The organism is Variovorax saccharolyticus (assembly GCF_030316765.1).
In the GTDB taxonomy this organism is placed as follows: domain Bacteria; phylum Pseudomonadota; class Gammaproteobacteria; order Burkholderiales; family Burkholderiaceae_C; genus Variovorax; species Variovorax saccharolyticus.
Map to the genome: position 1 here is coordinate 65,598 of NZ_JASZYT010000009.1, position 23,287 is coordinate 88,884.

General features: G+C 68.0%; 23 protein-coding genes. 12 read left to right on the forward strand and 11 right to left on the reverse strand.

Annotated features, from left to right (window positions below; genetic code table 11):
• Positions 1–26 precede the first annotated feature (26 nt).
• From QTI45_RS25040 to QTI45_RS25050, 3 genes are read left to right on the forward strand one after another with little or no spacing between them, the layout of a single operon-like run.
• Complete coding sequence (locus QTI45_RS25040; protein WP_286656208.1) at positions 27–992, forward strand: ABC transporter permease; 966 nt, start codon at positions 27–29, stop codon at positions 990–992.
• Between the two features lies 1 nt (position 993).
• Positions 994–1,788: an ATP-binding cassette domain-containing protein gene (locus QTI45_RS25045; RefSeq protein ID WP_286369392.1), complete on the forward strand. Its 795-nt coding sequence runs from the start codon at positions 994–996 to the stop codon at positions 1,786–1,788.
• Complete coding sequence (locus tag QTI45_RS25050; RefSeq protein ID WP_286656209.1) at positions 1,785–3,062, forward strand: ROK family protein; 1,278 nt, start codon at positions 1,785–1,787, stop codon at positions 3,060–3,062. The genes QTI45_RS25045 and QTI45_RS25050 overlap by 4 nt, the downstream gene beginning before the upstream one ends.
• 18 nt (positions 3,063–3,080) lie before the next feature.
• Here the strand turns inward: QTI45_RS25050 and QTI45_RS25055 are convergent, their stop codons facing one another.
• Positions 3,081–3,671: a hypothetical protein gene (locus QTI45_RS25055; RefSeq protein WP_286369394.1), complete on the reverse strand. Its 591-nt coding sequence runs from the start codon at positions 3,669–3,671 to the stop codon at positions 3,081–3,083.
• Between the two features lie 310 nt (positions 3,672–3,981).
• Here QTI45_RS25055 and QTI45_RS25060 point away from each other — a divergent pair, with 310 nt between their 5' ends.
• Entirely contained in the window at positions 3,982–5,235 is a 1,254-nt protein-coding gene (locus QTI45_RS25060; protein WP_286656210.1) for an alpha/beta hydrolase family protein, read from the forward strand.
• A gap of 24 nt (positions 5,236–5,259) precedes the next feature.
• Here the strand turns inward: QTI45_RS25060 and QTI45_RS25065 are convergent, their stop codons facing one another.
• On the reverse strand, positions 5,260–5,895 hold the full coding sequence (locus QTI45_RS25065; protein WP_286656211.1) for a TetR/AcrR family transcriptional regulator: 636 nt from the start codon (positions 5,893–5,895) through the stop codon (positions 5,260–5,262).
• A 90-nt stretch (positions 5,896–5,985) separates the two neighbouring features.
• Entirely contained in the window at positions 5,986–6,456 is a 471-nt protein-coding gene (locus tag QTI45_RS25070; RefSeq protein WP_286656212.1) for a DUF6130 family protein, read from the reverse strand.
• A gap of 335 nt (positions 6,457–6,791) precedes the next feature.
• On the opposite strand from QTI45_RS25070, the gene QTI45_RS25075 reads away from it, so the two are divergent.
• Entirely contained in the window at positions 6,792–7,178 is a 387-nt protein-coding gene (locus QTI45_RS25075) for a helicase SNF2 (RefSeq protein ID WP_286656213.1), read from the forward strand.
• 17 nt (positions 7,179–7,195) lie between these two features.
• Here the strand turns inward: QTI45_RS25075 and QTI45_RS25080 are convergent, their stop codons facing one another.
• Positions 7,196–7,831 (reverse strand): DUF2652 domain-containing protein, encoded by a 636-nt coding sequence (locus tag QTI45_RS25080; protein ID WP_286656214.1) that lies wholly within the window; start codon positions 7,829–7,831, stop codon positions 7,196–7,198.
• A gap of 286 nt (positions 7,832–8,117) precedes the next feature.
• Between QTI45_RS25080 and QTI45_RS25085 the strand changes: the two genes are divergently transcribed.
• Positions 8,118–9,944, forward strand: a complete 1,827-nt coding sequence (locus QTI45_RS25085; RefSeq protein ID WP_286656215.1) for a sulfatase family protein — start codon at positions 8,118–8,120, stop codon at positions 9,942–9,944.
• Positions 9,945–9,974: 30 nt separating this feature from the next.
• Here QTI45_RS25085 and QTI45_RS25090 read toward each other — a convergent pair whose 3' ends face one another.
• On the reverse strand, positions 9,975–10,640 hold the full coding sequence (locus tag QTI45_RS25090; RefSeq protein WP_286656216.1) for a TetR/AcrR family transcriptional regulator: 666 nt from the start codon (positions 10,638–10,640) through the stop codon (positions 9,975–9,977).
• Between the two features lie 187 nt (positions 10,641–10,827).
• Here QTI45_RS25090 and QTI45_RS25095 point away from each other — a divergent pair, with 187 nt between their 5' ends.
• From QTI45_RS25095 to QTI45_RS25120, 6 genes are all read left to right on the forward strand, one after another.
• Positions 10,828–12,318, forward strand: a complete 1,491-nt coding sequence (locus QTI45_RS25095; protein ID WP_286656217.1) for a DUF1254 domain-containing protein — start codon at positions 10,828–10,830, stop codon at positions 12,316–12,318.
• Positions 12,319–12,387: 69 nt separating this feature from the next.
• On the forward strand, positions 12,388–12,939 hold the full coding sequence (locus QTI45_RS25100) for an OmpA/MotB family protein (protein ID WP_286369412.1): 552 nt from the start codon (positions 12,388–12,390) through the stop codon (positions 12,937–12,939).
• 11 nt (positions 12,940–12,950) lie between these two features.
• The gene (locus tag QTI45_RS25105; protein ID WP_286656218.1) at positions 12,951–13,775 is read left to right on the forward strand and encodes a transporter family protein; all 825 of its coding nucleotides are present in this window, start codon (positions 12,951–12,953) and stop codon (positions 13,773–13,775) included.
• 36 nt (positions 13,776–13,811) lie between these two features.
• Complete coding sequence (locus QTI45_RS25110) at positions 13,812–14,657, forward strand: DUF2092 domain-containing protein (RefSeq protein WP_286656219.1); 846 nt, start codon at positions 13,812–13,814, stop codon at positions 14,655–14,657.
• 11 nt (positions 14,658–14,668) lie between these two features.
• On the forward strand, positions 14,669–15,256 hold the full coding sequence (locus tag QTI45_RS25115; RefSeq protein ID WP_286656220.1) for a hypothetical protein: 588 nt from the start codon (positions 14,669–14,671) through the stop codon (positions 15,254–15,256).
• 25 nt (positions 15,257–15,281) lie between these two features.
• A complete protein-coding gene (locus tag QTI45_RS25120; RefSeq protein ID WP_286656221.1) occupies positions 15,282–16,076 on the forward strand; it encodes a DUF3313 domain-containing protein in 795 nt (264 codons plus the stop codon).
• 19 nt (positions 16,077–16,095) lie between these two features.
• On the opposite strand, the gene QTI45_RS25125 is transcribed toward QTI45_RS25120, so the two are convergent.
• Genes QTI45_RS25125 through QTI45_RS25150 form a run of 6 tightly spaced genes read right to left on the reverse strand, consistent with a single transcriptional unit; the run spans position 16,096 to position 23,246 of the window.
• Entirely contained in the window at positions 16,096–17,064 is a 969-nt protein-coding gene (locus QTI45_RS25125; protein WP_286656222.1) for a Bug family tripartite tricarboxylate transporter substrate binding protein, read from the reverse strand.
• Positions 17,065–17,103: 39 nt separating this feature from the next.
• Complete coding sequence (locus QTI45_RS25130; protein WP_286656223.1) at positions 17,104–18,573, reverse strand: aldehyde dehydrogenase family protein; 1,470 nt, start codon at positions 18,571–18,573, stop codon at positions 17,104–17,106.
• A gap of 42 nt (positions 18,574–18,615) precedes the next feature.
• Positions 18,616–19,809: an iron-containing alcohol dehydrogenase family protein gene (locus QTI45_RS25135; RefSeq protein WP_286656224.1), complete on the reverse strand. Its 1,194-nt coding sequence runs from the start codon at positions 19,807–19,809 to the stop codon at positions 18,616–18,618.
• A 1-nt stretch (position 19,810) separates the two neighbouring features.
• Positions 19,811–21,349, reverse strand: a complete 1,539-nt coding sequence (locus QTI45_RS25140; RefSeq protein WP_286656225.1) for an AMP-binding protein — start codon at positions 21,347–21,349, stop codon at positions 19,811–19,813.
• Between the two features lie 35 nt (positions 21,350–21,384).
• A complete protein-coding gene (locus tag QTI45_RS25145) occupies positions 21,385–22,413 on the reverse strand; it encodes an NAD(P)H-dependent flavin oxidoreductase (RefSeq protein WP_286656226.1) in 1,029 nt (342 codons plus the stop codon).
• Positions 22,414–22,433: 20 nt separating this feature from the next.
• Positions 22,434–23,246, reverse strand: a complete 813-nt coding sequence (locus tag QTI45_RS25150) for an SDR family NAD(P)-dependent oxidoreductase (protein WP_286656227.1) — start codon at positions 23,244–23,246, stop codon at positions 22,434–22,436.
• Positions 23,247–23,287 lie beyond the last annotated feature (41 nt).

Genomic DNA, 23,287 nt, shown 5'->3' on the forward strand with positions numbered 1-23,287 from the left:
GCTGCCGCAACACGGAACAGCCCACCATGACCGCCACCACCCTAAATGCCAAGCTGCCCCCGCTCGGACAGCTGGGCCCGTTCATCGCCCTGCTGATCGCATGCGTCGCCTTCGGCCTCACGACCGACCAGTTCTTCAGCGGCGAGAACTTCTCGCTGATCCTCCAGCAGGTGACGGTGGTCGGCGTGATCGCGATCGGCCAGAGCCTGATCATCCTCACGGCGGGCATCGACCTGTCGTGCGGGATGATCATGGCGCTGGGCAGCATCGTGATGACCAAGCTGGCGGCCGACCTCGGCCTGCCGGCGCCGCTGGCGATCCTCGCCGGCATCGCGGTCACGGCCGGCTTCGGCCTGGTCAACGGCCTCTTGGTGACGCGCATCAAGCTGCCGCCCTTCATCGTCACGCTGGGCACCTTCAACATCGCCTTCGCGATCACCCAGCTGTATTCGGGCGCGCAGACCGTGACCGAGGTGCCGCCGATGATGACCTGGTTCGGCAGCACCTTCGCGCTGGGCGGCACCAACATCGCCTACGGCACCGTGCTGATGATCCTGCTCTACCTGGGCGTCTGGTTCTGGCTGCGCGAGACCGGTGCCGGGCGGCACGTGTACGCGGTCGGCAACAACCCGGAAGCCACGCGGCTGGTCGGCATCCCGCCCGAGCGCGTGCTGCTGGGCGTCTACGTGCTGGCCGGCGTGTTCTACGGCATCGCCTCGCTGATGTCGGTGGCGCGCACCGGCGTCGGCGACCCCAACGCGGGCCAGACCGAGAACCTCGACGCGATCACCGCGGTGGTGCTCGGCGGCACCAGCCTGTTCGGCGGCCGCGGCATGATCCTCGGCTCGCTGGTCGGCGCGATCGTGGTGGGCGTGCTGCGCAACGGCCTCACGCTGATGGGCGTGTCGTCGGTCTACCAGGTGCTGATCACCGGCATCCTGGTGATCGTCGCCGTGACCGTCGACCAACTGTCTCGCAAGGGAGGCCGCTGACATGACCGCCACCACCGCACCCCTGGTGATGCAGGCCAAGGGCCTGATCAAGCGCTACGGCCAGGTCACGGCGCTCGACGGCGCCGACTTCGAACTGCGCGCCGGCGAGATACTGGCCGTGATCGGCGACAACGGCGCAGGCAAGTCCTCGCTGATCAAATGCTTGTCGGGAGCCACCGTGCCCGACGAGGGCCAGATCCTGCTCGACGGCAAGCCGATCCATTTCAAGGCCCCGATCGACGCCCGCCGCGAGGGCATCGAGACGGTCTACCAGGACCTGGCCGTGGCGCCGGCCATGACCATCGCCGAGAACCTGTTCCTGGGCCGCGAGATCCGGCGCGAGGGCTTCCTCGGCAACGTGCTGCGCATGCTCGACAAGAAGAAGATGCTGGAGCAGAGCATCGCCCGCATGAACGACCTCAAGGTCGGCATCCGCTCGATGACGCAGGCGGTCGAGACGCTGTCGGGCGGCCAGCGCCAGTGCGTGGCGGTGGCGCGCGCGGCGGCCTTCGCGAGCCACGTCGTGATCCTCGACGAACCGACCGCGGCGCTCGGCGTCAAGGAAGGCAACATGGTGCTCGAGTTGATCCGGCGGGTGCGCGACAAGGGGCTGCCGGTGGTACTGATCAGCCACAACATGCCGCATGTGTTCGAGATCGCCGACCGCATCCATGTCGCGCGCCTGGGCAAGCGCGGCGCGGTGCTGAACCCGAAGAAGATCAGCATGAGCGACACGGTCGCGGTGATGACCGGCGCACTGCCGCCAGAACAGTTGCCGGCCGATTGCCTGGCATGAGCGAGGTCGTGCATGCGATGAGCCCGAACCCCGACGCGGCCGGCGGCGGCGCGCACGATGCGAACCATCGCCTGCGGCCGCGCGGCTCGAGCCAGGGCGGCCTGCGCCAGTACAACGAGCGCGTCGTGCTGCAGGCGATCCGCAACCACGGACCGATGCCGGGTGCCGAACTGGCGCGCCTCACCCGGCTGACGCCGCAGACCATCTCCCTCATCACCAAGCGGCTGCTCGACGATGGCCTGCTGCTGCGCGGCGCGCTGCTGCGCGGCAAGGTGGGCCAGCCTTCGGTGCCGCTGGCGCTGAACCCCGACGGCGCCTTCTCGATCGGCATCAAGCTCGGCCGCCGCAGCCTCGACATGCTGCTGGTCGACTTCACGGGCGCGGTGCGCGCGCGGCGCAGCCTGGACTACGACTACCCCAGGCCCGAGGCGGTGTTCGACGAGATCGCGCGGCGACTGGGTGAATTCCATGCGCTGCTGGGCCCGGCCGAGCAGGAGCGGCTGCAGGGCATCGGCATCGCGGCACCGCTGTCGCTGGGCGGCTGGCAGGCGCTGCTCGGCGTCGAGGCCGAGCGCGCCGCAGCCTGGAACCGGACCGACGTGCGGGGCCGGGTCGCGCAGCTGTCGTCGCTGCCGGTCAGCTTCGTCAAGGACACTGCCGCCGCCTGCGTGGCCGAACTGGTGGCCGGGCGAGGCCGCAGCGTGCGCAGCTTCGTCTACATCTTCGTCGACACCTTCATCGGCGGCGGCCTCGTGATCGACAGCCACCTGCGCGGCGGACTCAACGGCAACGCCGGCGCGATCGGCTCGCTGGCCCTGCAGCGGGCGCTGCCGGGCGACGCCGGGCCGCCGCCGCAGCTGCTCAGCGTGGCCTCGCTGATCACGCTGGAGCGCCGCTACGAGGGCGCAGGGCTCGACCCGGCGGCGGTGGCCGACGGGCGTGCGCTGGAGGCACCCTGGCAGCCGATCACGCAGGCCTGGCTGGACGAGGCCGCCCCGGCGATCGTGCTGGCGATCCACGACGCCGCCTGCCTGCTCGACCTCGAGGGCGTGATCATCGACGGCTCCTTCAGCCGCGAGCTGCTCGACGCACTGCTCGCGGCGGTGTCGGCGGCGCGCAGCCGCTACAGCTGGGAAGGCGTGGAGTGCCCGCAGCTGCTGCCCGGCACCACCGGCTCGGACGCCCGCGCGCTGGGCGGCGCGCTGCTGCCGCTGCATGCCAACTTCGCGCCGGACCGGGACCTGTTCCTGAAGCTCGACAAGGTGTCGGCCTGAGGTCGATCCGGCGCCGGATCAATCCTTGATGATGCCGGCCGCGAACCAGGCCGAGGGCGCCGCCGGTGCGCCGGTTGCAGGGTTCGCCGGGGCGACGGTCCGGACCAGCAGCACCGGCCGGTTGTCGATCGTGTCGCCGCAGCCGGCCTGCGGTGTGGCACCGCTGGCGTTGGTGAGCGTGCTGTCGAGCTTGAAGTCGCCGTTGGGATCGAGGGCGACGAACTCGGAGTTGTAGGGATCCGTCTGCAGCGTCCCCGCCACCGCGCCCGGCGCCGGCGTGTTGCGGCAGAAGAGCGAGATCACCATCTGCCTCGGCCCCCCGCGGGTGCCGATGTTGTCGGTGCCGCCGAGCAGCACGCCCTTCACCGACGCACGGATCCGTCCGTCATGCCCGATCTCGGCCTTCAGCGCCTCGATCGGCCACGGCGCGCCGCCGGGCGCCACGCCAGCCACCGAGTTCGAGACCACCGTGCCGCCCGGACCGGCACGCAGCGGCTGCGAGCCGATGCCGCCGTCGAATTTGAACAACGCCTCCGCCCCCGCGGGCGTGGCTGCAAATGTGCCGGCGATGACGACGGCGATGGCGGCAAGTGGGCTGAGCTTGGTCATGATTCATCCTCCAGTTTGTCGACGAGGGATCGATGAGCATCGCTGCGCGAAGTCCGTGTGAGGCGGATGGCAGCCGTTCGCTTATACGTCCGATTCCGCCGCCTCCGTGTCACAAGGCGTACCGTCCGCGGGGCCGCCAGCGAACATGAGCAAGCGCCTCGAAGCGGCCGCCGGCCGTCACGCGCAAGTCGTTGACTCGCCGGGACTTTCGCCCTCTCCAGCGCCGCTTGCGAACGCGAGTCGCCAAATGTGAGTTCAGCTCATATATTTCCTGACACCGACCCACCCTCAGTTTCAGGAGACCCATGCGATGCAACGAAGGACTTTCATGAAAGCCGGCACCGGCGTCGCGTCGGCGGCCGCGCTCGCCGGCGCCGCGGCTGCCGGCGCCCAGCCAGCGGGCGACGCCGCGCGCCCGGACCAGCGGATGGGGCAGAAGTACCGGTTCAACGATCCCAACATGGACCTGTTCTTCATGGCCGCCATGAGTTGGGGCCCGACCGGCGGACTCGACATCGGACAGGCGCACTACATCGCATCGACCATCAAGGACGGCGACGCCGACAGCTGGGTCCAGGCCTTCGCCAGCTACGGCGACCTGCAGAACGCGCAGGCCGACACATGGAAGCAGCGCGGCTGGCGGCAGGCCGCGGGTGAGGCACGGCTGAAGGCCTTCGCGAGCTACCGCTCTTCATGGCAGTTCGCCGCGCCCGGCGAAGGCTTCGCGTCGCTGTACGCCAGGCACAAGGCCGCCTTTGCCAGTGCGATGTCTGAACTGGAGTTGCCGGCTACCTTCTTCGTTGCGCCCTACCAGGGCAAGGGACTGCCGGGCGTCCATCTGCAGAACCCGGCGAAGGATGCACCGCTGGTGCTCGTGATCGGCGGTGCCGACACCTGCTTCGAGGACCTGTTCCTCACGGTTGGCCGCAATCTGCTGAATCGCGGCTTCTCGGTCGCGCTGGTGGACTTGCCGGGCCAGGGCATCACGCAGGCCAGCGGCCTGTACTGGGAGACCGAAGCGGAAAAGCCCGTCGCGGCCGTGATCGACCTGCTCGTCGAGCGCTTCGGTGCCCGGCCGGGCCGCATCGCCCTGCTCGGCCTGAGCCTCGGCGGCTACTTCGTCGCACGGGCCGCCGGCCACGAGACCCGCGTCGCGACCGTGATGGCGAGCACGCCCTTCCCCGATCCCGCGGATCTCTTCGCCAAGTCGGTGCGCCATGCCATGGCGACGGGCGGCACGCCGACCGATGCCGCGCTGCGCAGCTACCAGTCGTCGCTGTGGAAAGCCGGCGCCAGGTCGCCCGAGGAATTCGTCGCCCGCACGGCCGGGATGAAGGCGGATCCTTCGCTCGTCAGCCTGCCTTTCCTGTCGATCCTCGGCGCGGGCGATTCGCCGGTCTTCGCCGCGCAGGCCAAGGCATGGCATCGCGACATACGCTCCCCGCGCAAGTCCTTCGTGCTGCTGGACGCGGCCACCGGCGCCGACGGCCATGTGCAGGTCAACAACCGCCTGCGGCTGGCGCAGGAGTGCTGCGGCTGGCTGGGCGAGATATTCGCGGGTTGAGCGCCAGCTGCTTGCAGACCCGCGTCAGGCAGCAACGCCGAGAAAGCGCACCGCGAGCAGCACCAGCGCATCCTCCAGCTTCTGCCGCTGAAGCGATTCCGCTCCGTACGCCACATAGCCGCGCAGCACGCCGGCAATGGCGTGGGTCAGCACGAAGGCTTCCGCCGGAGTCATCGTCCGTTGCCTGCCGTCGGGAGTGAGAACGCCCGCGGAAGTCAGCAGTTCGGCAATGCCGGCATACAGCGGACTGAGGCGCGTCCCGGCCCCGCGCCCGAGCGCATGCGCCATCAGCATGCGATGCACGCGCGCCCGTCCGCCATAGGTGCCCAGCACCGCCCGCACGATCAGCCGGATGCGGTCGCCCGGTGCGGCAGGCGCCGGCCCGGTCAACGACGCCATCGCCTTGGCGGCCATGGCGTCGACCTCGCGCTGAACCAGGGCATTCAGGATCGCCTGCTTGTCGTCGAAATACTGATAGAGCGTGCCGATGCTCACGCCGGCTTTCTCGGCAACGGCATTGGTGGTCAGAGACTCGACATCGCCCTTGTCCAGCAGGCGGGTGGCGGCCTCCAGGATGAGCTCGACCTTCTGGAGCGCGCGCGCCTGGCGGGGCTCTCGGCGTGCCGATGCGGGCGTGTCTTTCGTGGCTGTCTGGCGCATGTCCGGGCCCATGGATGGCGAGGAATGTGAGTCTTGCTCATCTTAACCTCAATCGCCTCGAGTCAACCCGCCAGATCTCGCGGCCCAGCCTCAATGCGTGTGGGGTTGCGACACCGCCGGACGCTCGGGGACAGTCACGAAAATGCTCTCGGCAGTCAGGATTTTGTGGGTCGGGTCGGCGACCTCGATCAGCATCTTGTGGACGCCCGGGACGAGCCCGACCACGATGATGGGATCTTCGCTGGTGTGAGCCCAGGTGCCTGGCCGATCGTCGACCGTCACGTGCAGGTGGCCCACACGCGGCGAGACGCCGCGGGCGCCATCGCCGAAGATCGGAATGATCCGGACGTTCTCGGTGCGGTACTGAAGGATGACGACGCCACGTGCGAGCGGATCGGCCAAGGGCTGATATACGACCAGCTTGGCGGCCGGTTCCGATGCCAGCGGAATGACCGCCGCGGGACGTCCGACCTCCGTCGCACACGTCTGCGCGGCGGCAACTGCCGAGGCAAGAACAAGTCCGGCCCACAGCGGGGCAGCGGCGATGAGGGAAAGCTTCATGGGGACTCCGTCGAAATTCGAGGATGGGTGTCGGCCGAATTCTGTGACTGCACCCGGCGCCCCGACGCGAGCTGCGTATGCCCATGTATAGGCCCGCCGAAACAAGACACTACGTTGCCATCCGCAGAGACTTGATCGGTGCCGACGGCATGGCTCGGGCAAGGGTTTGAAAAGTAGTGTGACGGACTCTCCCCCTCGATACACAACCATACGGCGACGAGGTCCGATGCAGGTTTCGCGGCCAACAATCAGCCGTCCAGCATCAAGAACCAATGACGGACCGCGCACCACCCCACCATTGCGCGAGCGCTCTCTCCATCTCCAAAGGAACCATCATGAAGATCTCTACCCTCCTGACCACCACGGCAATCTCCACGCTCCTCGCATTCAGCGCCAGCGCAAGTGCCGAGCAGTACCAGGGCGTTCTGAAACTCGAATCCAATGCCAGCCGCGCCGAAGTTCAGCGCGAGGCCATGGTCGCGGCGCACAGCGCCGATCCTTATCGTGAAGGTGCATCGGCAGGCATCGGCCCGTTCATCGGCCACCGCGATCGCGCCACCGTTCGCGCCGAGGCTCTCGCCGCCGCGCGCGCCGGCAACATCTATTCCGATGGTTCGATCGCGTTCGCGACGCCTCCGGCAACCACCCAGGCCGACCGTCAGGCCGTTCGCGCCGAGGCGCGAGCAACAGCTGCGCGCGGCGTCACCGAAGGCACGTTGTAGTCGCGGTGCTTCCGCGCTCAGTCGGCCTGCTTCGGCTGGCGGGACGCCGGCTTTGCATCGATCAGATACGGGACCATCGAATGATGCCGATAGGCGATCTCGCCGATGGCCTCGTAGCTGGTGCTGCCAATCTCGAAAAGCTCGCCTGTCGCGGCGCCATCGGCGAGCTGGTCTACCAATTCCTGGCTGACGAGCAGGTACTCGGACTCGGGCACCGAGTTCTTCAGCAGCCGGTGCGCGACGATGATGCTCTTGCCGATGAACTTCGAATGCCCCTTGACCTGCATGGTGCGAGCCGGCCCCAGGTGCGCCACGAACTTGAGCGACAGGCGGCTCACGCTCGAACAGGCGCCGCATTGGCAGACGCGCAGGCTCTCGATCTTCTTGAGATGCGCATGAAAGTCCATGAACATCTTCTTTGCCTGCGCCAGCAGCTCGGCCAAGGACGGCGGCATGCCTGTGCGAAAGAACAGCACCGCGTCGCCCTCGAACTCGGACACTTCCAGGCCAAGCTCGTCGGCGTCGACGAGCAACTCCAGCAGTTCCTGGATGATGTGCTGGCTGTGGCTCATCTCGGTCTCGGTCACGAACTGGGTGAAACCGCTGATGTCCGGGATGAAGAAAAGTACGTTGGAAGAATCTGGTGTCGCCACGGCTCACCCCCACTGTCTAGCTAAAGCGCCAAGCCCTGCAACCTGGGTGCATCGACCAGCATTTTCGCTTGCGGCGGCCGGCCAGCCATTTCAGCTCAGCGCACGGGAGAAGTCGCGCAGGTCGGTGACGATGGCCTGCGGTTCTTCTCAGGCGCCGGATGCCGGGACCGGGGTCACATCAGATTGTATTTGAACATTGATGTTCAAATATGTACGATATGGTTCCTGCGCAGAACCGGCTTGGTTTCCACGCCCCGCGCACCCGAACCCATCGTCCAACAGCATGATGAACACCCAGCTCCCGCCCCAGGAATTCGATGCCGGCCGCCGCGATCTGCTGAAGCGCGTCGGGGCCGGGACCCTCGCCGCCGGACTCGGCTCGGCGGCGACGGCGCGCGAAGCCGCGCCCTCCTCCACTTCGCCTTCTGCGGCGCCGGCGAAGCGTGGCGCCCAGCGAGGCGGCCCCTGCAACATCCTGTTCATCCTGAGCGACCAGGAGCGCTTCATGCGGCCCGGCGAACTGCCGAGCGGCTATCGGCTGCCGGGACACGAGCGCCTGGCTCGCAGCGGCACGGTGTTCGAGAACCATCGAATCAATTCCTGCGTGTGCACGCCCTCGCGCTCCGTGCTCTACACCGGCCAGCACATCCAGCACACGAAGATGTTCGACAACACGAACTTCCCCTGGATCCAGAGCATGTCGACCGACCTGCCCACGGTGGGCGACCTGCTGCGCAAGGCCGGCTACTACACCGCATACAAGGGCAAGTGGCACCTCACCAAGGAATTCGAAACGGTCAACGAGCTCGGCTCGCCGACCCGGATCTTCACCCAGGAGATGGAAGCCTACGGCTTCAGCGACTACATGGGCGTCGGCGACATCATTGCGCACGACCAGGGCGGCTACCTGCACGACGGCATCACGGCCGCCATGGGCGTGAGCTGGCTGCGCGGGCGCGGCATGGACCTGGCCGCGGAAGGCAAGCCGTGGTTCCTGGCCGTGAACCTGGTGAACCCGCACGACGTCATGTTCCTCAATACCGACCGACCCGGCGAGGTTTCGCAAGCGAAGAACATGCTGGGCACGCTCGAACCCGAGCCCTCGCATCCGCTCTACGCCAGGCAATGGGCCTTCGAGCTGCCGCCGAGCTACAGCCAGCCGCTCACCGGCCATGGGCGCCCGCCGGCCCATGCCGACTACCTGAGGTCGCACGACGGCCTGGTGGGCCACATCGCCAACGAAGACTGGCGCTGGCGCCGCCGGCACAATTACTACCTCAACTGCCTGCGCGACGTCGACCGCCACATCGTCTCGCTGCTCGACGAACTCGACGCGCTGGGGCTGGCATCGAACACCATCGTCGTGCTGACGGCCGACCATGGCGACCTGGACGGCGCGCACCGGCTGCACGGCAAGGGCGCCACCGCCTATCGCGAGCAGAACCACGTTCCGCTGATCGTCGCGCACCCGGCGCATCCGGGTGGCCGCCGCTGCCGGGCCGTGACCTCGCACCTGGACATCGCGCCGACGCTGGTGGGACTGACCGGAGCCGATGCGGGCAAGAAGGCCGCGATCACCCAGGGCCTGCCGGGCAAGGACTTCAGCTGGCTGCTCGACGCACCGGGCAAGGCCGGCCACGACGCGGTGCGCGACGGCGCGCTCTACTGCTACAACATGTTCGCCTACATCGACGGCGACTTCATGGCCCAGGCGGTGGCGATGATGCTGCAGCCCGACGGCAAGGCCAAGGTGCAGGCGGCGGCCAAGGACGGCAGCCTGCGCCCCGACATGCGCAAGCGCGGCGCGATCCGCGGCGTGTTCGACGGCCGCTACCAGTTCACGCGCTACTTCTCGCCCAAGCAGCACAACCGGCCGACCTCGATCGAGACCCTGTTCGGCCTCAACGACGTCGAGCTCTACGACCTCGCGCGGGACCCTCAGGAACTGAACAACCTGGCGCTCGACCGCGAGCGCCATGCCGCGCTGCTGATGGCGATGAACGACAAGCTCAACCGGCTCATCGACGCCGAGGTCGGCCAGGACATCGGCCAGATGCTGCCGGGCGGCGTGGACGCCGGCTGGGTCGCGACCGACGCGGTCAAGGACGTCTGAGCGACAGGCGGCGCCGCCTGCCGAGCGCGATCAGCTGCCGTCGGTCGCCGGCGGCAACTGGGGCAGTTCGCTGCGCGCCAGCGCCTTGGCCTCCTTGCGCGGCAGGCCCAGGGCGAGCAGGGCCAGTTCGGCGGTGTTGGCGCCGACCTCGCGCCAGGTGCCATGGCCCTCGAGCACCGGGAACATCGCGGCCAGCGTGCCGCCGGTGAGCATGCCCACCATCGAGGGCAGTTGCTGCTCGGTGATCTTGTAGCGGCCGGAAGCGATGCCCGCGCGCAGGTTGGCCACCGGGTCGGTGGCCCAGACCGCCTGCAGCGATGCGTTGCTGAGGCCGAAGCGGTTCATGAACCGGCCCCACAGCGGCTCGTCGTGGGCGCGCCGGATGTACTGGCGCACACCGATCGACAGGTTGCGCGCCGGATCGTCGTTGTCGGGAAAACTGAGCACCACGCGGTGCGCCATGTCGCGCACCAGTTGCGCCGCGACTTCCTCGAACAGCTTGTCGACATCGGCCACGTTGGCGTAGATGGTGCCGCGCGCCATGCCGGCCGCGGCCGCGAGCTCGCTGATGCTGACGCGGGTCACGCCCAGTTCGGTGAACAGTCCCATGGCGGCCGCGTGGATACGCCTGCGCGCCACGGTCATCGGTGCAGGTGCCGCTTGCTCGAAAGCACTCGAATGGACGCTTTTGCTCATGGATGTTCAGTTGCGGACATTCTATGTCTGCAAGGCCGGGGGATTCCGGGGGCTCAGCCCGGACGCTTGGCAATTGGCCCAAGGTCCAATTCCCCCTGGGCGCCGCGCCCGCTATGTTCCAGACACTCGCGAAGACGAGCATGGCCTGCGCATCCGCCCGGGCGGAACGATTTGAGGAGTAGCCTGAATGAACGACAGCACGACCCGACGCGAAGCCGTCTTCGCCATGACCCTGGGAGCGCTGGGCGCCTGGGTGCCGAGCGCCCATGCGGCCGATGGCCTCCTGATCGACGCCAAGGAGGCGGTCGAAGAAGGGCTCATGGAGGTCGAGACCGACATCAAGGCGCGGCAGGCGCGCGACCTCGCGATCGAGGCCTACATCTACGCCTACCCGCTGGTCACGATGGAGCTGACCCGGCGCAGCCTCACCAATGTCGCGGCGCCCGAGGCGAGCAAGGCGCCGATGGGCCAGTTCCTCAAGCTGCGCGGCTATCCGCCGGTGGACGACCACGCGGTCACGGCGCCGAATGCCGATACGCTCTACACCATCCTCTGGGTGGACGTGACCAAGGAGCCGTGGATCATCTCCACGCCCGACATGAAGGGGCGCTTCTTCCTGCTGCCGATGCTGGACGGCTGGACCAATGTCTTCGAGGTTCCGGGCAAGCGCACGACCGGCACCGGAGCCCAGAAGTTCGCCATCACCGGCCCGGGCTGGAAGGGCCGCTTGCCCGCGGGAGTCAAGCAATACAGGTCGCCGACAGGAATGGTGTGGATGCTCGGCCGCATCTACTGCACCGGCACGCCGGAAGACTATGCGGCGGTTCATGCGCTGCAGGACCAGATGTCGGCGGTGCCGCTGTCGTCCTACGGCAAGCCGTTCACGCCGCCGCCGGGGACGGTCGATCCGGGCATCGACTCCAAGACCGCGGTGCGCGAGCAAGTCGACGCGATGGATGCGGCCAGCTTCTTCGCGCTCTTCGCGCAGCTGCTCAAGACCAATCCGCCGGCCGCGGCCGATGCGCCGATGGTCGCCAAGCTGGCGAAGCTCGGCATCGTGCCGGGCAAGGACTTCGACGCCACGAAGCTCGACGCCTCGGTCCAGAAGGGATTGGCGAAGGCGCCCAAGCCGGCCCAGGCCAGGATCATGGGCTGGATGAAAAAGGGCTTGATCGCTGGCGACCTGAAGCTCAAGAACGGCTGGACCTTCACCACCAAGACCGGCCTCTACGGAACCAACTACATCCAGCGGGCCCTGATCACCGCGATCGGACTCGGCGCCAACCGGCCCCAGGACGCTGTGTATCCCACGTCCACCGGGCCCGACATCCTCCAGAAGTTCCACGGCTCGAAGAAATACGTCATGCGCTTCCCGAAGGGACAGCTGCCGCCGGTGAACGGCTTCTGGTCATTGACGATGTACGACACCGGCTACTTCTTCGTGCCGAACCCGATCAACCGATACACCGTCAGCCAGCGCAACAAGCTCAAGGCCAACGCCGACGGGTCGATCGATCTCTACATCCAGAACGAGTCGCCCGGTGCGGACAAGGAAGAGAACTGGCTGCCCGCGCCGAAGGAAGGCTTCATCCTCATGATGCGCCTCTACTGGCCGAAGGACACGCCACCTTCGCTGCTGGACGGCAGCTGGGCCATTCCGCGCGTCAAGCCGGTCTGATCGGCGTTGCGTCGGCGTTGCCTCGACGAGGCCGCGCCATCTCTCGCGTTTCGACAACAGGAGAAAAGCATGCGTTCAACCAAGTTCTTCCTGGCGCTGTGCGCCGCGCTGGTGGCCGCAGGGTGCGTCACCAAGCAGACCTACAACACCGAGGTCCAGAAGGCCGACAGCTACGCGGCGCTCAGCCAGAAGCTCCAGGGCGAACTGAGCGCCGATCAGGCCCAGATCACGCAGCTGCAGAACGAACTCAAGGTGACGATGGTCAACGAGATCCTGTTCCCCGAAGGCGGCTGGTCGCTGAGCCCCAGGGGCGAGCAGGCGCTGGGCAAGATCGCGCCGACGCTGTCCGACCTGAAGGGCCAGCAGATCGTCGTGCAGGGCTTCACCGACAACGTGCCGATCGGGCCGGAACTCAGGGGGCGCTTCCCGTCCAACCTCGAGCTGTCGTCGGCCCGGGCGGACAACGTGGCGCGCTTCCTGACCTCGAAGGGCGTGCCGCAGAACACCATCTCGGCGCAGGGCTTCGGCGAGGCACGCCCGGTGGCGAGCAACGACACGCCACAGGGCAGGGCCAAGAACCGGCGCGTCGAGATCGTGATCTCGTCGGCGAGCCGGCCCTGAGGCACTGAGCCATGCCGTTCAGATCGCGATGGTCTGTCGCGCATCCCGGCGTTGCGGTCGGCCTGATCCTCTTCGCTGCGCTGCCGGCCCGCGCTGAAATGAGCGCAGAGGAACTCGCCAAGCTGGCGCAGAACCCGGTCGGCAACCTGATCAGCGTGCCGTTCCAGAACAACACCAACCTCAACTTCGGGCCCGAGAAGGGAACCCAGAACGTCCTCAACATCCAGCCGGTGATCCCGATCTCGGTCAATTCCGAATGGAACGTCATCACGCGCACGATCCTGCCGGTGATCTCGATGCCGGCGCTCGGCCCTGGCGTCGGCAGCCTCAGCGGCGTCGGCGACGTGGTGTTCACCGCCTTCCTGTCGCCGGCCAAGCCGGGCAAGTGGATCTGGGGTGCCGGTCCGGTGGTGCAGATCCCGACCAACAGCGACTCGGAACTGGGCAACCGGAACTGGGGCCTGGGGCCGGCCTTCGTCGTGCTGCACATGGACCACGGCAACCCCTGGGTCTTCGGCGCACTGGTCAACAACATCTGGTCGGTCAGCAGCAGCAAGCAGGGCGGCTCGTACAACAACGGCACCCTGCAGCCCTTCATCAACTACAACTTCCCCAACGGCTTCTACCTGACGAGTGCGCCGATCATCACGGCTGACTGGAAGGCCGAGAGCAGCCAGCGCTGGACCGTGCCGCTGGGCGGCGGCATCGGCAAGATCTTCCACCTGGGCAAGCTGCCCGTGAACACGCAGCTCTCGGCCTACTACAACGTCGTGAAGCCGGACAACGGACCCAACTGGCAGATCCGCGTGCAGGCGCAGTTCATGTTCCCCAAGTGAGCTGACGAACGATTTCCTGGATCAGAAAGAGCAGACATGAACCCCCACAGAACCATTGCGCTCGCCGTGCTGTTCGCAGCCGGTCTGGCGTTCGGCGCCGGTGCTTCGGCCCAGACACCCGCCACCGGCAAGACGGCCACGCCGTCGGCGAGATCGGCAACCAAGGCCTCACCCCAGCTCGACGCCAGGGCCATGGCGCTGCTCAAGGACATGAGCAGCGCGCTGACGGCGGCGCAGTCGATGGCGTTCACGGCGGTCGTCACCTATGAGAGCCCGAGCAGCGTCGGCCCGGCGCTGGCGTACTCGACCACCTCCGAAGTGCTGCTGCAGCGGCCGAACAAGCTGCGCGTGATCACGCTCGGCGACGGCCCGGCCGCCGAGTACAGCTACGACGGCAAGACCATCACGGCCTTCGCACCGGCCGAGAACCTGGTCGCAGTCACGGACGCGCCGCCCACCATCGACGCCATGCTCAAGGCCGCTTTCGACAAGGCCGCGATCTACTTTCCGTTTGCCGATATCGTCGGCGCCGATCCCTTCGGCAACATCGCCGATGGCCTGTCCAAGGCCTTCTACATCGGCCAGTCCAAAGTGGTGGGCGGCACCACCACCGACATGATCGCGGTGGCCAGCGACACCGTGTTCATGCAGATCTGGATCGGCGCCCAGGACAAGCTGCCGCGCCGCATGCGGGCGGTGTTCCGCGGCGACCCGCTGATGCTTCGCCACGATGTCGAGTTCTCCAACTGGAAGCTCGACCCGGTGATCGCGGCCGAGGCCTTCGCGGCGGTGAACGCGGCCAATGCGAAGAAGATCGACTTCGCGGCACCGAAGCCGCCGCAGCCACCGAAGGCTGCCCGCAAGCCCGCCAAGGCCAGGTGAGGAGCCCCAGCATGACGAACAGCAAGATCCTTCTTCCGGTGCTGGTGGCACTGCTCGCGACGGCCGGCTTCCACGCGCCGGCGGCGGCCTGGGCCAGCGCCAACCGCTTCGGTGGCCATTCCTACGGCGGCTTCGGCGGCGCCACGCACGACAACCGCTGGGGCGGTTCGACCTCGCGCAGCTGGGACGGCGCCGTGAGCCACACCAACATTTACGGCGGGCACTCCGCCGGAGTGCCGGGCTACGGCGCGGTGCACACGACCGCCGGCGGCTTCACGACCTACCATCCGCCCGCCTACGGCTATGGCGGCTACGCGCCCTACCACGCACCGATGGCCGTGCCCTACTACCACGCGGGCTGCTACGACTGCGCGGGCGCGGTGGCCGCCGGCGCGGTGGTGGGCGTGGCGGCCGGCGCGGCGATCGCCAGCGCCGCGCGCCCGGTGTATTCGATGGGCGTCAACTACGCGACCATGCCACCCGACGCGGTGATCGTGAATCAGTCCGGCATCAACTACTACCAGGTCGGCAGCACCTGGTTCCGGCCATACTACGGCGCCAACGGGGTGTACTACACCGTCGTGCCGGCGCCCTACTGACAGTGCGACCCATCAGCCCTAGCTCATGACACCACCTCGCATCACTTCCATTGCATCGGCCGGCCTTGCAGTCGCCGCAGCCCTGCTTGCCGGCTGCGCCGCCCCCGGCTCGGGCAACGCCGGCATCACCGCCTCCGACAACAATCTCGCCAAGGTCTCCAACGTCGGCTTCCTGGCGGAGCCCGGCAAACTGAAGGTGCAGGCAGCCAACGGCGGCTTCCTCTGCTGGCGGCAGGCGGGCGTCAACTGGAAGAGCTACGACAAGGTGATGATCGAGCGCATCCAGGTCTACGTCACGCCCGCCAGCGAGCAGAGCCCGATCGACCCGACCGACCTCAAGGCGCTGCTCGACTACTTCCACAGCGCGCTGGTCAAGAACCTCTCGCCCGAGGTGCAGCTGGTCACCGCCCCCGGCCCCGGCGTGCTGCGTGTCAGGCTGGCGCTGACCTCGCTGGTGCCGACCAACACGCTGGCCAGCATGGCAGGCACCGCGGTGCCCTACGGCTTCGTCGCCGAGATGGGCTCGGGCGCGGCCACCGGCCGCCCGGTCGGCTCCACGCCCTACCTCGGCAAGACCGGCCTCGAAGCGCAGTTCCGCGACGGCGCCACCGGCACGGTGCTGGGCGAATGCGCCGACACGCAGATCGGGCTCAAGTACGCGGCCGACCTCGACAAGGGCGCCGCTACGGCGGCCACCGCCTGGATGAGCGGCTACGTCAGCTCCTTCACCAGCTGGAGCTACGCGCAGGATGCCTTCAACAAATGGTCGGCGGCCTTCGCCCATCGCTTCGCCGAACTGCGGGCACAGCCGCCTCAATGAGCGCCAACGGCTCCGCTGCCTAGTCCAGCTTGAGCCCCGCCTTGACGACCGTTCGCTCGACGCGGCCCCGCTCCTTGTCCAGATGCGCGGCGAAAGCCTGCGGACCCAGAGCGGCCGTGCGGCTGCCGCGCTTCTCGATGGTCTCCACATAGCGGGGGCTGCGCGCGCCGCGCTCCACCGCCTTGATCAGCAGTGCGCTCGCCGAAGGCGACATGTTGGGCGGGCCGACCACGCCCAGCCACGATGAGGCGATGAAGTCCGGGAACATCTCCGACAGCGTCGGCACGCCGGGGAACTGCGGCAAGCGCTCGCTGCCGGCAACGGCCAGCACCTTCAACTGACCGGCCTGGACCTGTGAGGCAACCGCGCCGAGGCTGTCGATCATGAAGTCCACCCGGCCCGCCACCAGGTCACCGGTGGATTGGGCACCGCCGCGATAGGGCACGTGCACCGCCTTGATGCCGGCGAACACCTGCAGCATCTCGCCGGCAATGTGCATGGTCGTGCCCATGCCCGGCGAGGCGAAGCTGAGCATGCCGTCGTTGGCCCGCCCCCATGCCACCAGTTCGGGAACGCTCTTGAACCTGGAACTGGCCGGCACCACGAAGACGAAGGGGCTTTCGTTGACCAGGCTGATCAGCGTGAACTTGGTCTTGGGGTCGAAGCCCACCGATTTCTGCGTCAGCGGATTCACCACCAGCTGGCCGGGCGACGCCAGCATGATGGTGTAGCCGTCGGGCTGGGCGCGCGCCAGTTCCGCGGTCGCGATGTTGCCGCCGGCGCCGGTGCGGTTGTCGACCACCACGGCCTGGCCGAGCACCTGGCTCATTTCCTCGGCCATCTGGCGCGCCGTGATGTCGGTGATGCCGCCGGCCGCGAAACCGACGATCATCCGGACGGGCCGGGTTGGATAGTCGCCATCGGCGGCCGGGGCCGCCAGCGGAAGGGCCAGGCCGAGGGCGAGCCAAAGGGTAGCGGTCAATCTCATGGTTTGTCTCCTGTTGCTTGTAGGTTGGCCTGCGGCGGCTCAGCGCACCGAGAAGCGCACGTTCTTCACCTGCGTGTTCTCGAGGATCGCGTCGATTCCCCGCTCCTTGCCCAGGCCCGATTCCTTGAAGCCGCCGAAGGGCGCATCGGCCGTGGCCTTGATCGGGTTGTTGATCGCGATGTTTCCGATCTTCAGGGCCTGCGCCATGCGCATCGCCCGGCCCGCGTCACGCGTGTAGACCACGCCGGCAAGCCCGAAACGGCTGTCGTTGGCGATCTGCGCCGCCTCTGCTTCGCCCTCGAAGCGGATCACGGCCTGCGCCGGCCCGAATATCTCGTCCTGCGCCACGCGCATGTCGTTGCGCGCGCGGGTGAACAGCGTGGGCGGCACGAAGTAGCCTTCGCGCAGTTCGGCACGATCCGACAAGTCGACGAGCGCCTCCGGCTCGGCCTGCTCGTCGCGTCCGATGCCGATGTAGCGGTTGACGCGATCGAACTGCGCACGGCTGACCAGCGGCCCCATCTCGGTGGCGGGATCCTCCGGAAGCCCGACGCGGACGGACCGGTACGCCGCGCGCAGCTTGTCCACGAACGCATCGGCAACCGGCGCCTCCACCAGGAGCCGCGTGCAGGCGACGCAGATCTGCCCGGTGTTCTTCGTGATGTCCTGCAGCGCGACGCCCACCGCCGCATCCAGGTCGGCGTCGGCGAAGACGATCAGCGGCGACTTTCCGCCCAGTTCCAGCGTGACGCGCTTGATGCGATCGGCTGCGCTGCGGTAGATCGCCTTGCCTGTGGCGGTTCCGCCCGTGAAGGAGATCTTCTCGACCAGCGGGTGATCCACCAGCGCTTGTCCGACGGTCGCGCCGGGACCATGGAGGATGTTGATGACACCCGGCGGAAATCCAGCCTCCAGCACCGCGGCGCCAAGTTCGACGCTCGACAGCGGCGTGATCTCCGACGCCTTGATCACCGCCGTGTTCCCCGCGGCGAGCACCGGCATCAGCTTGCTGATGGTCAGGGTCAGCGGATAGTTCCACGGCAGGATCAGTGCCACCACGCCGAAGGGTTCGCGCAGGGTGAAATTGATCACCGAGGTATCCGCCACGTTCAGGGTCTGGCCGCCGATCCCCTGCGAGACACCGGCCACGTAGTCGATGCCGTCGAGCATGGTGGCGAGCGAGGCGCGCGTGAGCGTGATCGGGCGTCCCACGTTCCAGGTCTCCAGCCACGCGAGCTGCTCCTGGCGGCGCTCCAGCGCATCGGACAGCTTGCGCAGCAGCCGGCTGCGCTGCCGCGCCGAGGTCTTGCTCCAGTGCGAATCGAAAGCGTGTTGCGCGGCGCGCACCGCCGCGTCGACGTCGCTGGCATCGGCCTCGCTGACCGTGGCGAGCGGCGTGCCCCTGCTCGGATTCTCGACCGCGAAGCTGCGGCCGCTTGCGCCCTGGCGCTCTTCGCCGCCGATCAGCAGGGGATAGGTGCCGCTGCGCAGGATGGCCTCGGGTTGCATCGTGTCTCCAGTTCGTGTCTTGGTTGAAGTCTTGGGTGTCCGCTACAGCATCGCGTCGTAGAGCGCGACGATGTCCTCGCGCGTCATCGGCCGGCCGTTGAGCTGCACGGAGGCATTGGCTTGCGCGACGTCGTATATCGGTGCGAGCGCATCGCGCGTCACGCCGAGTTGCGCGAGCGAGCGCGGCAGGCCCGCGAGGTCGCGCAGCGCGCACACGCGCTCGATGAGCGCCTCGGCCATCGCGGCCTCGCCTGCCGCTGTGCCGCCGTCCAGGCCGCATGCGGCAGCCACCTGCGCATAGCGCGCCGACATCGTCGCCAGGTTGAAGCGCATCAACGGCTCGCAGGTCACGGCCAGCACATGGCCGTGCGGCGCCGACACCAGCGCTTCGAGCGGCGTGCACAGGCCATGGATGCCATCGACGCCTCGCAGGCTGATGGCGACGCCCGCGAGATAGCTGGACAGCATCATGTCGGCGCGCGCATCAAGGTCGTCCGGCCGTGCCAGCACGGCGGGAAGCGAACCGAAGGAGCGAGCGAGCGCGGCGAGCGCGAGCGCATCGCCCACGGGGTTGGCGGCGCGATTGGTGGCGGCTCCCAAGGCGTGCATGACGACGTCGAAGCCGGTGCTCGCCGTGACGCCGGGCGGCGTGCTCATAGTCAACAGCGGATCGAGCGCCACCCACTGTGGCCTGCATCGGCGGCTTCGCAGAACGTGCTTGCGGCCCTCGGCGTCCTTGATCAGCGCCGCCGTCGTGCTTTCGCTGCCGGTTCCGGCAGTGGTGGGCAGCGCGGCGAAAGGCGGCGCGGCGCGCACGATCCGTGCGTCCCCCTCGCGCAGCAGGTCTGCCAGCGGCGCATCGCTGCACAGCCGCGCGACCAGCACCTTCGAGACGTCGATCACGCTGCCACCGCCGAAGGCAACGACGCCGTCGCATTCGGCTTCGCCCCAGCGCGCGTGCGCCTGCATCACGTTGTCGATCGTCGGATTGGCGGCAACGCCGTCGTAGAGCACGGGCACCATGCCGGGCGCGCGCAGCCCATCGAGCACGCGCGAGGCCAGGCCACTCGCCACCAAGCCCGGATCGCTGACCAGAAGGGGCCGGCGCAAGCCGCGCGAGACGGCCCACCCGGTCACGCGTTCGGCGCATCCGGGACCGAACAGCGCCTCGCCAGGCCAGGCGAGCGTGAAGTGCCCGGGTTCGATGCCGAAGAACGAAGATGCCTCGTGCTGCATCTCAGATGCTCCGCCCCGCGCGTTCCCAATGCGGCGCGCGCAGGCGGTTCTTGAAGACCTTGCCCATGCCCTCGCGCGGCAGCGCGTCGTGGAACTCGACGAGCCTCGGCACCTTGTAGCCTGCGACCCGCTCCCGCAGCCATTCACGCACCTCGCCTTCTGTGATGGCGCTGCCCGGCGCGCGCACCACGGCAACGGCCACGGCTTCGCCGTATTCGCTGTCGGGAATGCCGAACACGGCGCAATCGGCCACCTGGGGGTTGCCGACCAGCGCATGCTCGATCTCGGCCGGGTAGATGTTCACGCCGCCGGAAATGACCATGTCGCGCTTGCGATCGGTCACGTAGAGATAGCCGTCGGCATCGAGATGGCCGACATCGCCATTCGTGATGTAGCCGTCGCGTTCGATCGCGGCGCGCTGGCCCTCGTTGTGACGATAGGTGAAGGGCAACGCGTTGTCGCCGGTGTCGACGTAGATCTCGCCGACCTCGTTCGGTGGCAGCACCCTCCCTTCGTCGTCGAGGATGCGGATCGACGTGCCGGGGAACGGCCTGCCCGCCGTGCCGGGCCGTTCCAGCCATTCCGCGGCCGTCACGAAGGTGACCAGACCAGCCTCGGTCGAGCCGTAGGTCTCGTTCACGATCGGCCCCCACCAGTCGATGATGGCGCGCCGCACTTCCGGGGCGCAGGGCGAGCCGCCGTGCGTGACGTTCTCCAGCGAAGAGAGGTCGTGCGCGCGCCGGACCGCATCGGGCAGCTTCAGCAGGCGCACGAGCATCACCGGCACCATCGAAAGGTGCGTGATGCGGTAGCGCTCGATGGTTCTCAGCAGGAGTTCGGCGTCGAAGCGCGGCAACACGACGATCTCCTCGGCCAGTTCGAGCGCCACTCGCGCGGCCGCGTTGGGGCCGGCGTGGTACAGCGGCCCGACGATCGCCGTGCGCATGCCCGCGCGCGCCTGGCTGGCCATCGCGCGGATGCGAAGCGAGCCTTCATGCTGGAGCGGCGTGCCGGGCAGGCGCATCACGGCCTTCGGCCGGCCGGTCGTGCCCGAGGTATAGAGCATGCTGCCTACAGAGGGCACGGGTGCGGCGGTGGAGGGCTCGAAGCTGTCGCGCCATGCTGCCCATGAACGGCCGCCGGGCGGAGACGCGACACTGGCAGCCGAGGAGCCATAGAGAGACTGGATCTCGGGCGGTGTCGGCACCACCAGCACCTGCAGGCCTGCGGGCACCGCTTCGGCGACGCCGGGCCAGAGGTCGGCATGCACCACGAAGGCCTTGGCCCCGCTGTCGCGCAGGATGAATCCGGCCTCCTCGGCCTGGAAGTGCCAGTTGACCGCGACCAGGTGCACGCCCAGGCGGCCCAGCGCAAGCATCAGTTCGAGGTAGGGCAGGTCATTGCGCAGCATCACGGCCACGGCGTCGCCGGCGCGCAGCCCCAGCGCGGTGAATCCGGTCGCGGCACGGGCCGCGAGCTCGTCCAGGCCTTGGCCCGAAAGCCGGCGCTCGCCGCAATGAATGATCAGGTTGCTGTTCATGTCTAGAGAATGGGTTGAGAAGAACGGCCGCGCCTTCAAGCGCCCGCGGCCGACATCAGTGCTGCCAGCCGCACGCTGCCCTGCATCGCGTCCGCCATCAGCCGGTCCATCACGCGGTGCACCGGTTCGACCGCATCGGCGAAGCCGACGGCGGGGCCCATGGAGAGCAGGCCGGTGTCCCAGTCGCCCTCCGCGTAGCCCCGGTCGCGGCCCAGGCGTCCTGTCGCCAGGGTGCCGAAGTCGGCGTACTGGTTCGCGCCAGCCGATTCCATGCGACGTGTTTCGCGCACGGTCGCGTTGTGCAGGACACGCCAGGGATTGCCGGTGCTACGCAGTGCGAGCGTCGAGGATTCCGCGGGCTGGGCCGCGAGATGTCGCTTGTAGTCGTCGTGCGCCCAGACTTCGTCGCACACCAGGAAGCGCGTTCCCATCAGCACCGCATCGGCGCCGAGGGCCAGCGCGGCGGCCAGTTGCCGGCCGCTGCCGATGCCGCCACCCAAGGCCAGCGGAACGCGCAACCGCGGCAAGGCCAGCGCACCCAGCACGAAGGCGGGCAGTTCGTTGGTGCCGGGATGTCCGCCGGCTTCCGTGCCGACCAGGGCGACCGCATCGGCACCTGCCTCCTGTGCCTTCAAGGCGTGCTCCACGAACGCCGACTTGTGGATGACGATGCCGCCGCGGGCGTGGATGCGATCGAACAACGCGCCGGGCGATGGGCCCACGGTTTCGAAGTGGCGCACGCCCTGCTCCAGTGCGAGGTCGATCCACGCGTGCATCCATGCGTTCTCGGACGCGCGGCGCGATTGCGTGAGATTCACGCCGAAAGGCCGCCCTTGCGTCTGTTCGGCGCAGTCGCGCAGCGCCTGCCGGAAGGCAGCCAGGTCGGGGTACGAGCGCGGCGTCATGAAGGCCATGGCGCCGGCGTTGACCAGCGCTGCCACGTAGCGCGCATCGGACAGCCACATCAAGCCGCCGCCGAGCACCGGATGTCGAATGCCGAACAGCTCGGTGATCCGTGTCCGGAACACGGGCGCATCGGGTGCCGGCGCTACAGGCGCTTTCATGCGTGTTCCCGATGCCTGGTTCACAGCATCACGAAGCCGCCGCTGATGCCGATGCTTTGCCCCGTGATGTAGGCCGCACGATCGGAAGCCAGCAGGCACACCATGCCCGAGACGTCCTCCGGCCGCGCCAGGCGCTGGAGGCCGCGCCCGATCGGGTAGGCATTGATCATCTTGCCGAGGCGCTCGTTGTTCTCGGGGGTCGAGGCCGGATTCAATGCGCCTTCCTTGATGCCCTCGTGCGACACCGCACCCAGCGCGATCACGTTGACATTGATGCAGTCCCGCCCGTGCTCCTGCGCAATCGCCTTGGCGAAGCCGAGCATCGCGGCCTTGGCGCCCGAGTACACGGCCAGGCGCGCCTCGCCCGCACGCCCGGCCTCGGACATGATGTTCACGATCTTGCCGTGGCGCCGCTCCTTCATGCCGGGCAGAACCGCCTTGCAGCAGTTCATCATCCCGTAGAAGTTCAGGCCGATGATCCGGTCCCAGGCCTCGGGGGTGGTGTCGACAAACAACGGCGCGGCGCCGCCCTTCTCGCGCCGCTCGACCAGCACGCCCGCGTTGTTGACGAGGATGTCGACGGGCCCGAGCGCCTGGCCGGTTCGGGCCACGGCCGCCTCCACTTCTTCCTGCTGCGTGATGTCGGCCACCGCTGCAAAGGCACGGCCACCGGCCGCTTCGATTTCCGCAACCACCGCCTGCGCGCGCTCGGCAAACAGATCGTTGACCGCCACCCTGACGCCCTCGGCCGCGAGGTCCAGGCAGATGCGCCGGCCCACGCCCTGGCCGCCGCCGGTGACGAAAGCCACCTTGTCCTTGAGATTCAGATCCATGGATTTCCTTGATGCTTGTTCGATCGGTGCGGTGTCCGCGG

Bases quoted from the DNA above. Each gene is read 5' to 3' on its own strand.
- QTI45_RS25090 (WP_286656216.1), bottom strand. From the start codon at position 10,640: ATGAGCAAAAGCGTCCATTCGAGTGCTTTCGAGCAAGCGGCACCTGCA.
- QTI45_RS25105 (WP_286656218.1), top strand. From the start codon at position 12,951: ATGCCGTTCAGATCGCGATGGTCTGTCGCGCATCCCGGCGTTGCGGTC.
- QTI45_RS25115 (WP_286656220.1), top strand. From the start codon at position 14,669: ATGACGAACAGCAAGATCCTTCTTCCGGTGCTGGTGGCACTGCTCGCG.
- QTI45_RS25060 (WP_286656210.1), top strand. From the start codon at position 3,982: ATGCAACGAAGGACTTTCATGAAAGCCGGCACCGGCGTCGCGTCGGCG.
- QTI45_RS25070 (WP_286656212.1), bottom strand. From the start codon at position 6,456: ATGAAGCTTTCCCTCATCGCCGCTGCCCCGCTGTGGGCCGGACTTGTT.
- QTI45_RS25045 (WP_286369392.1), top strand. From the start codon at position 994: ATGACCGCCACCACCGCACCCCTGGTGATGCAGGCCAAGGGCCTGATC.
- QTI45_RS25150 (WP_286656227.1), bottom strand. From the start codon at position 23,246: ATGGATCTGAATCTCAAGGACAAGGTGGCTTTCGTCACCGGCGGCGGC.
- QTI45_RS25120 (WP_286656221.1), top strand. From the start codon at position 15,282: ATGACACCACCTCGCATCACTTCCATTGCATCGGCCGGCCTTGCAGTC.
- QTI45_RS25075 (WP_286656213.1), top strand. From the start codon at position 6,792: ATGAAGATCTCTACCCTCCTGACCACCACGGCAATCTCCACGCTCCTC.
- QTI45_RS25140 (WP_286656225.1), bottom strand. From the start codon at position 21,349: ATGAACAGCAACCTGATCATTCATTGCGGCGAGCGCCGGCTTTCGGGC.
- QTI45_RS25055 (WP_286369394.1), bottom strand. From the start codon at position 3,671: ATGACCAAGCTCAGCCCACTTGCCGCCATCGCCGTCGTCATCGCCGGC.
- QTI45_RS25110 (WP_286656219.1), top strand. From the start codon at position 13,812: ATGAACCCCCACAGAACCATTGCGCTCGCCGTGCTGTTCGCAGCCGGT.
- QTI45_RS25145 (WP_286656226.1), bottom strand. From the start codon at position 22,413: ATGAAAGCGCCTGTAGCGCCGGCACCCGATGCGCCCGTGTTCCGGACA.
- QTI45_RS25100 (WP_286369412.1), top strand. From the start codon at position 12,388: ATGCGTTCAACCAAGTTCTTCCTGGCGCTGTGCGCCGCGCTGGTGGCC.
- QTI45_RS25095 (WP_286656217.1), top strand. From the start codon at position 10,828: ATGAACGACAGCACGACCCGACGCGAAGCCGTCTTCGCCATGACCCTG.
- QTI45_RS25135 (WP_286656224.1), bottom strand. From the start codon at position 19,809: ATGCAGCACGAGGCATCTTCGTTCTTCGGCATCGAACCCGGGCACTTC.
- QTI45_RS25040 (WP_286656208.1), top strand. From the start codon at position 27: ATGACCGCCACCACCCTAAATGCCAAGCTGCCCCCGCTCGGACAGCTG.
- QTI45_RS25130 (WP_286656223.1), bottom strand. From the start codon at position 18,573: ATGCAACCCGAGGCCATCCTGCGCAGCGGCACCTATCCCCTGCTGATC.
- QTI45_RS25050 (WP_286656209.1), top strand. From the start codon at position 1,785: ATGAGCGAGGTCGTGCATGCGATGAGCCCGAACCCCGACGCGGCCGGC.
- QTI45_RS25125 (WP_286656222.1), bottom strand. From the start codon at position 17,064: ATGAGATTGACCGCTACCCTTTGGCTCGCCCTCGGCCTGGCCCTTCCG.
- QTI45_RS25065 (WP_286656211.1), bottom strand. From the start codon at position 5,895: ATGCGCCAGACAGCCACGAAAGACACGCCCGCATCGGCACGCCGAGAG.
- QTI45_RS25085 (WP_286656215.1), top strand. From the start codon at position 8,118: ATGAACACCCAGCTCCCGCCCCAGGAATTCGATGCCGGCCGCCGCGAT.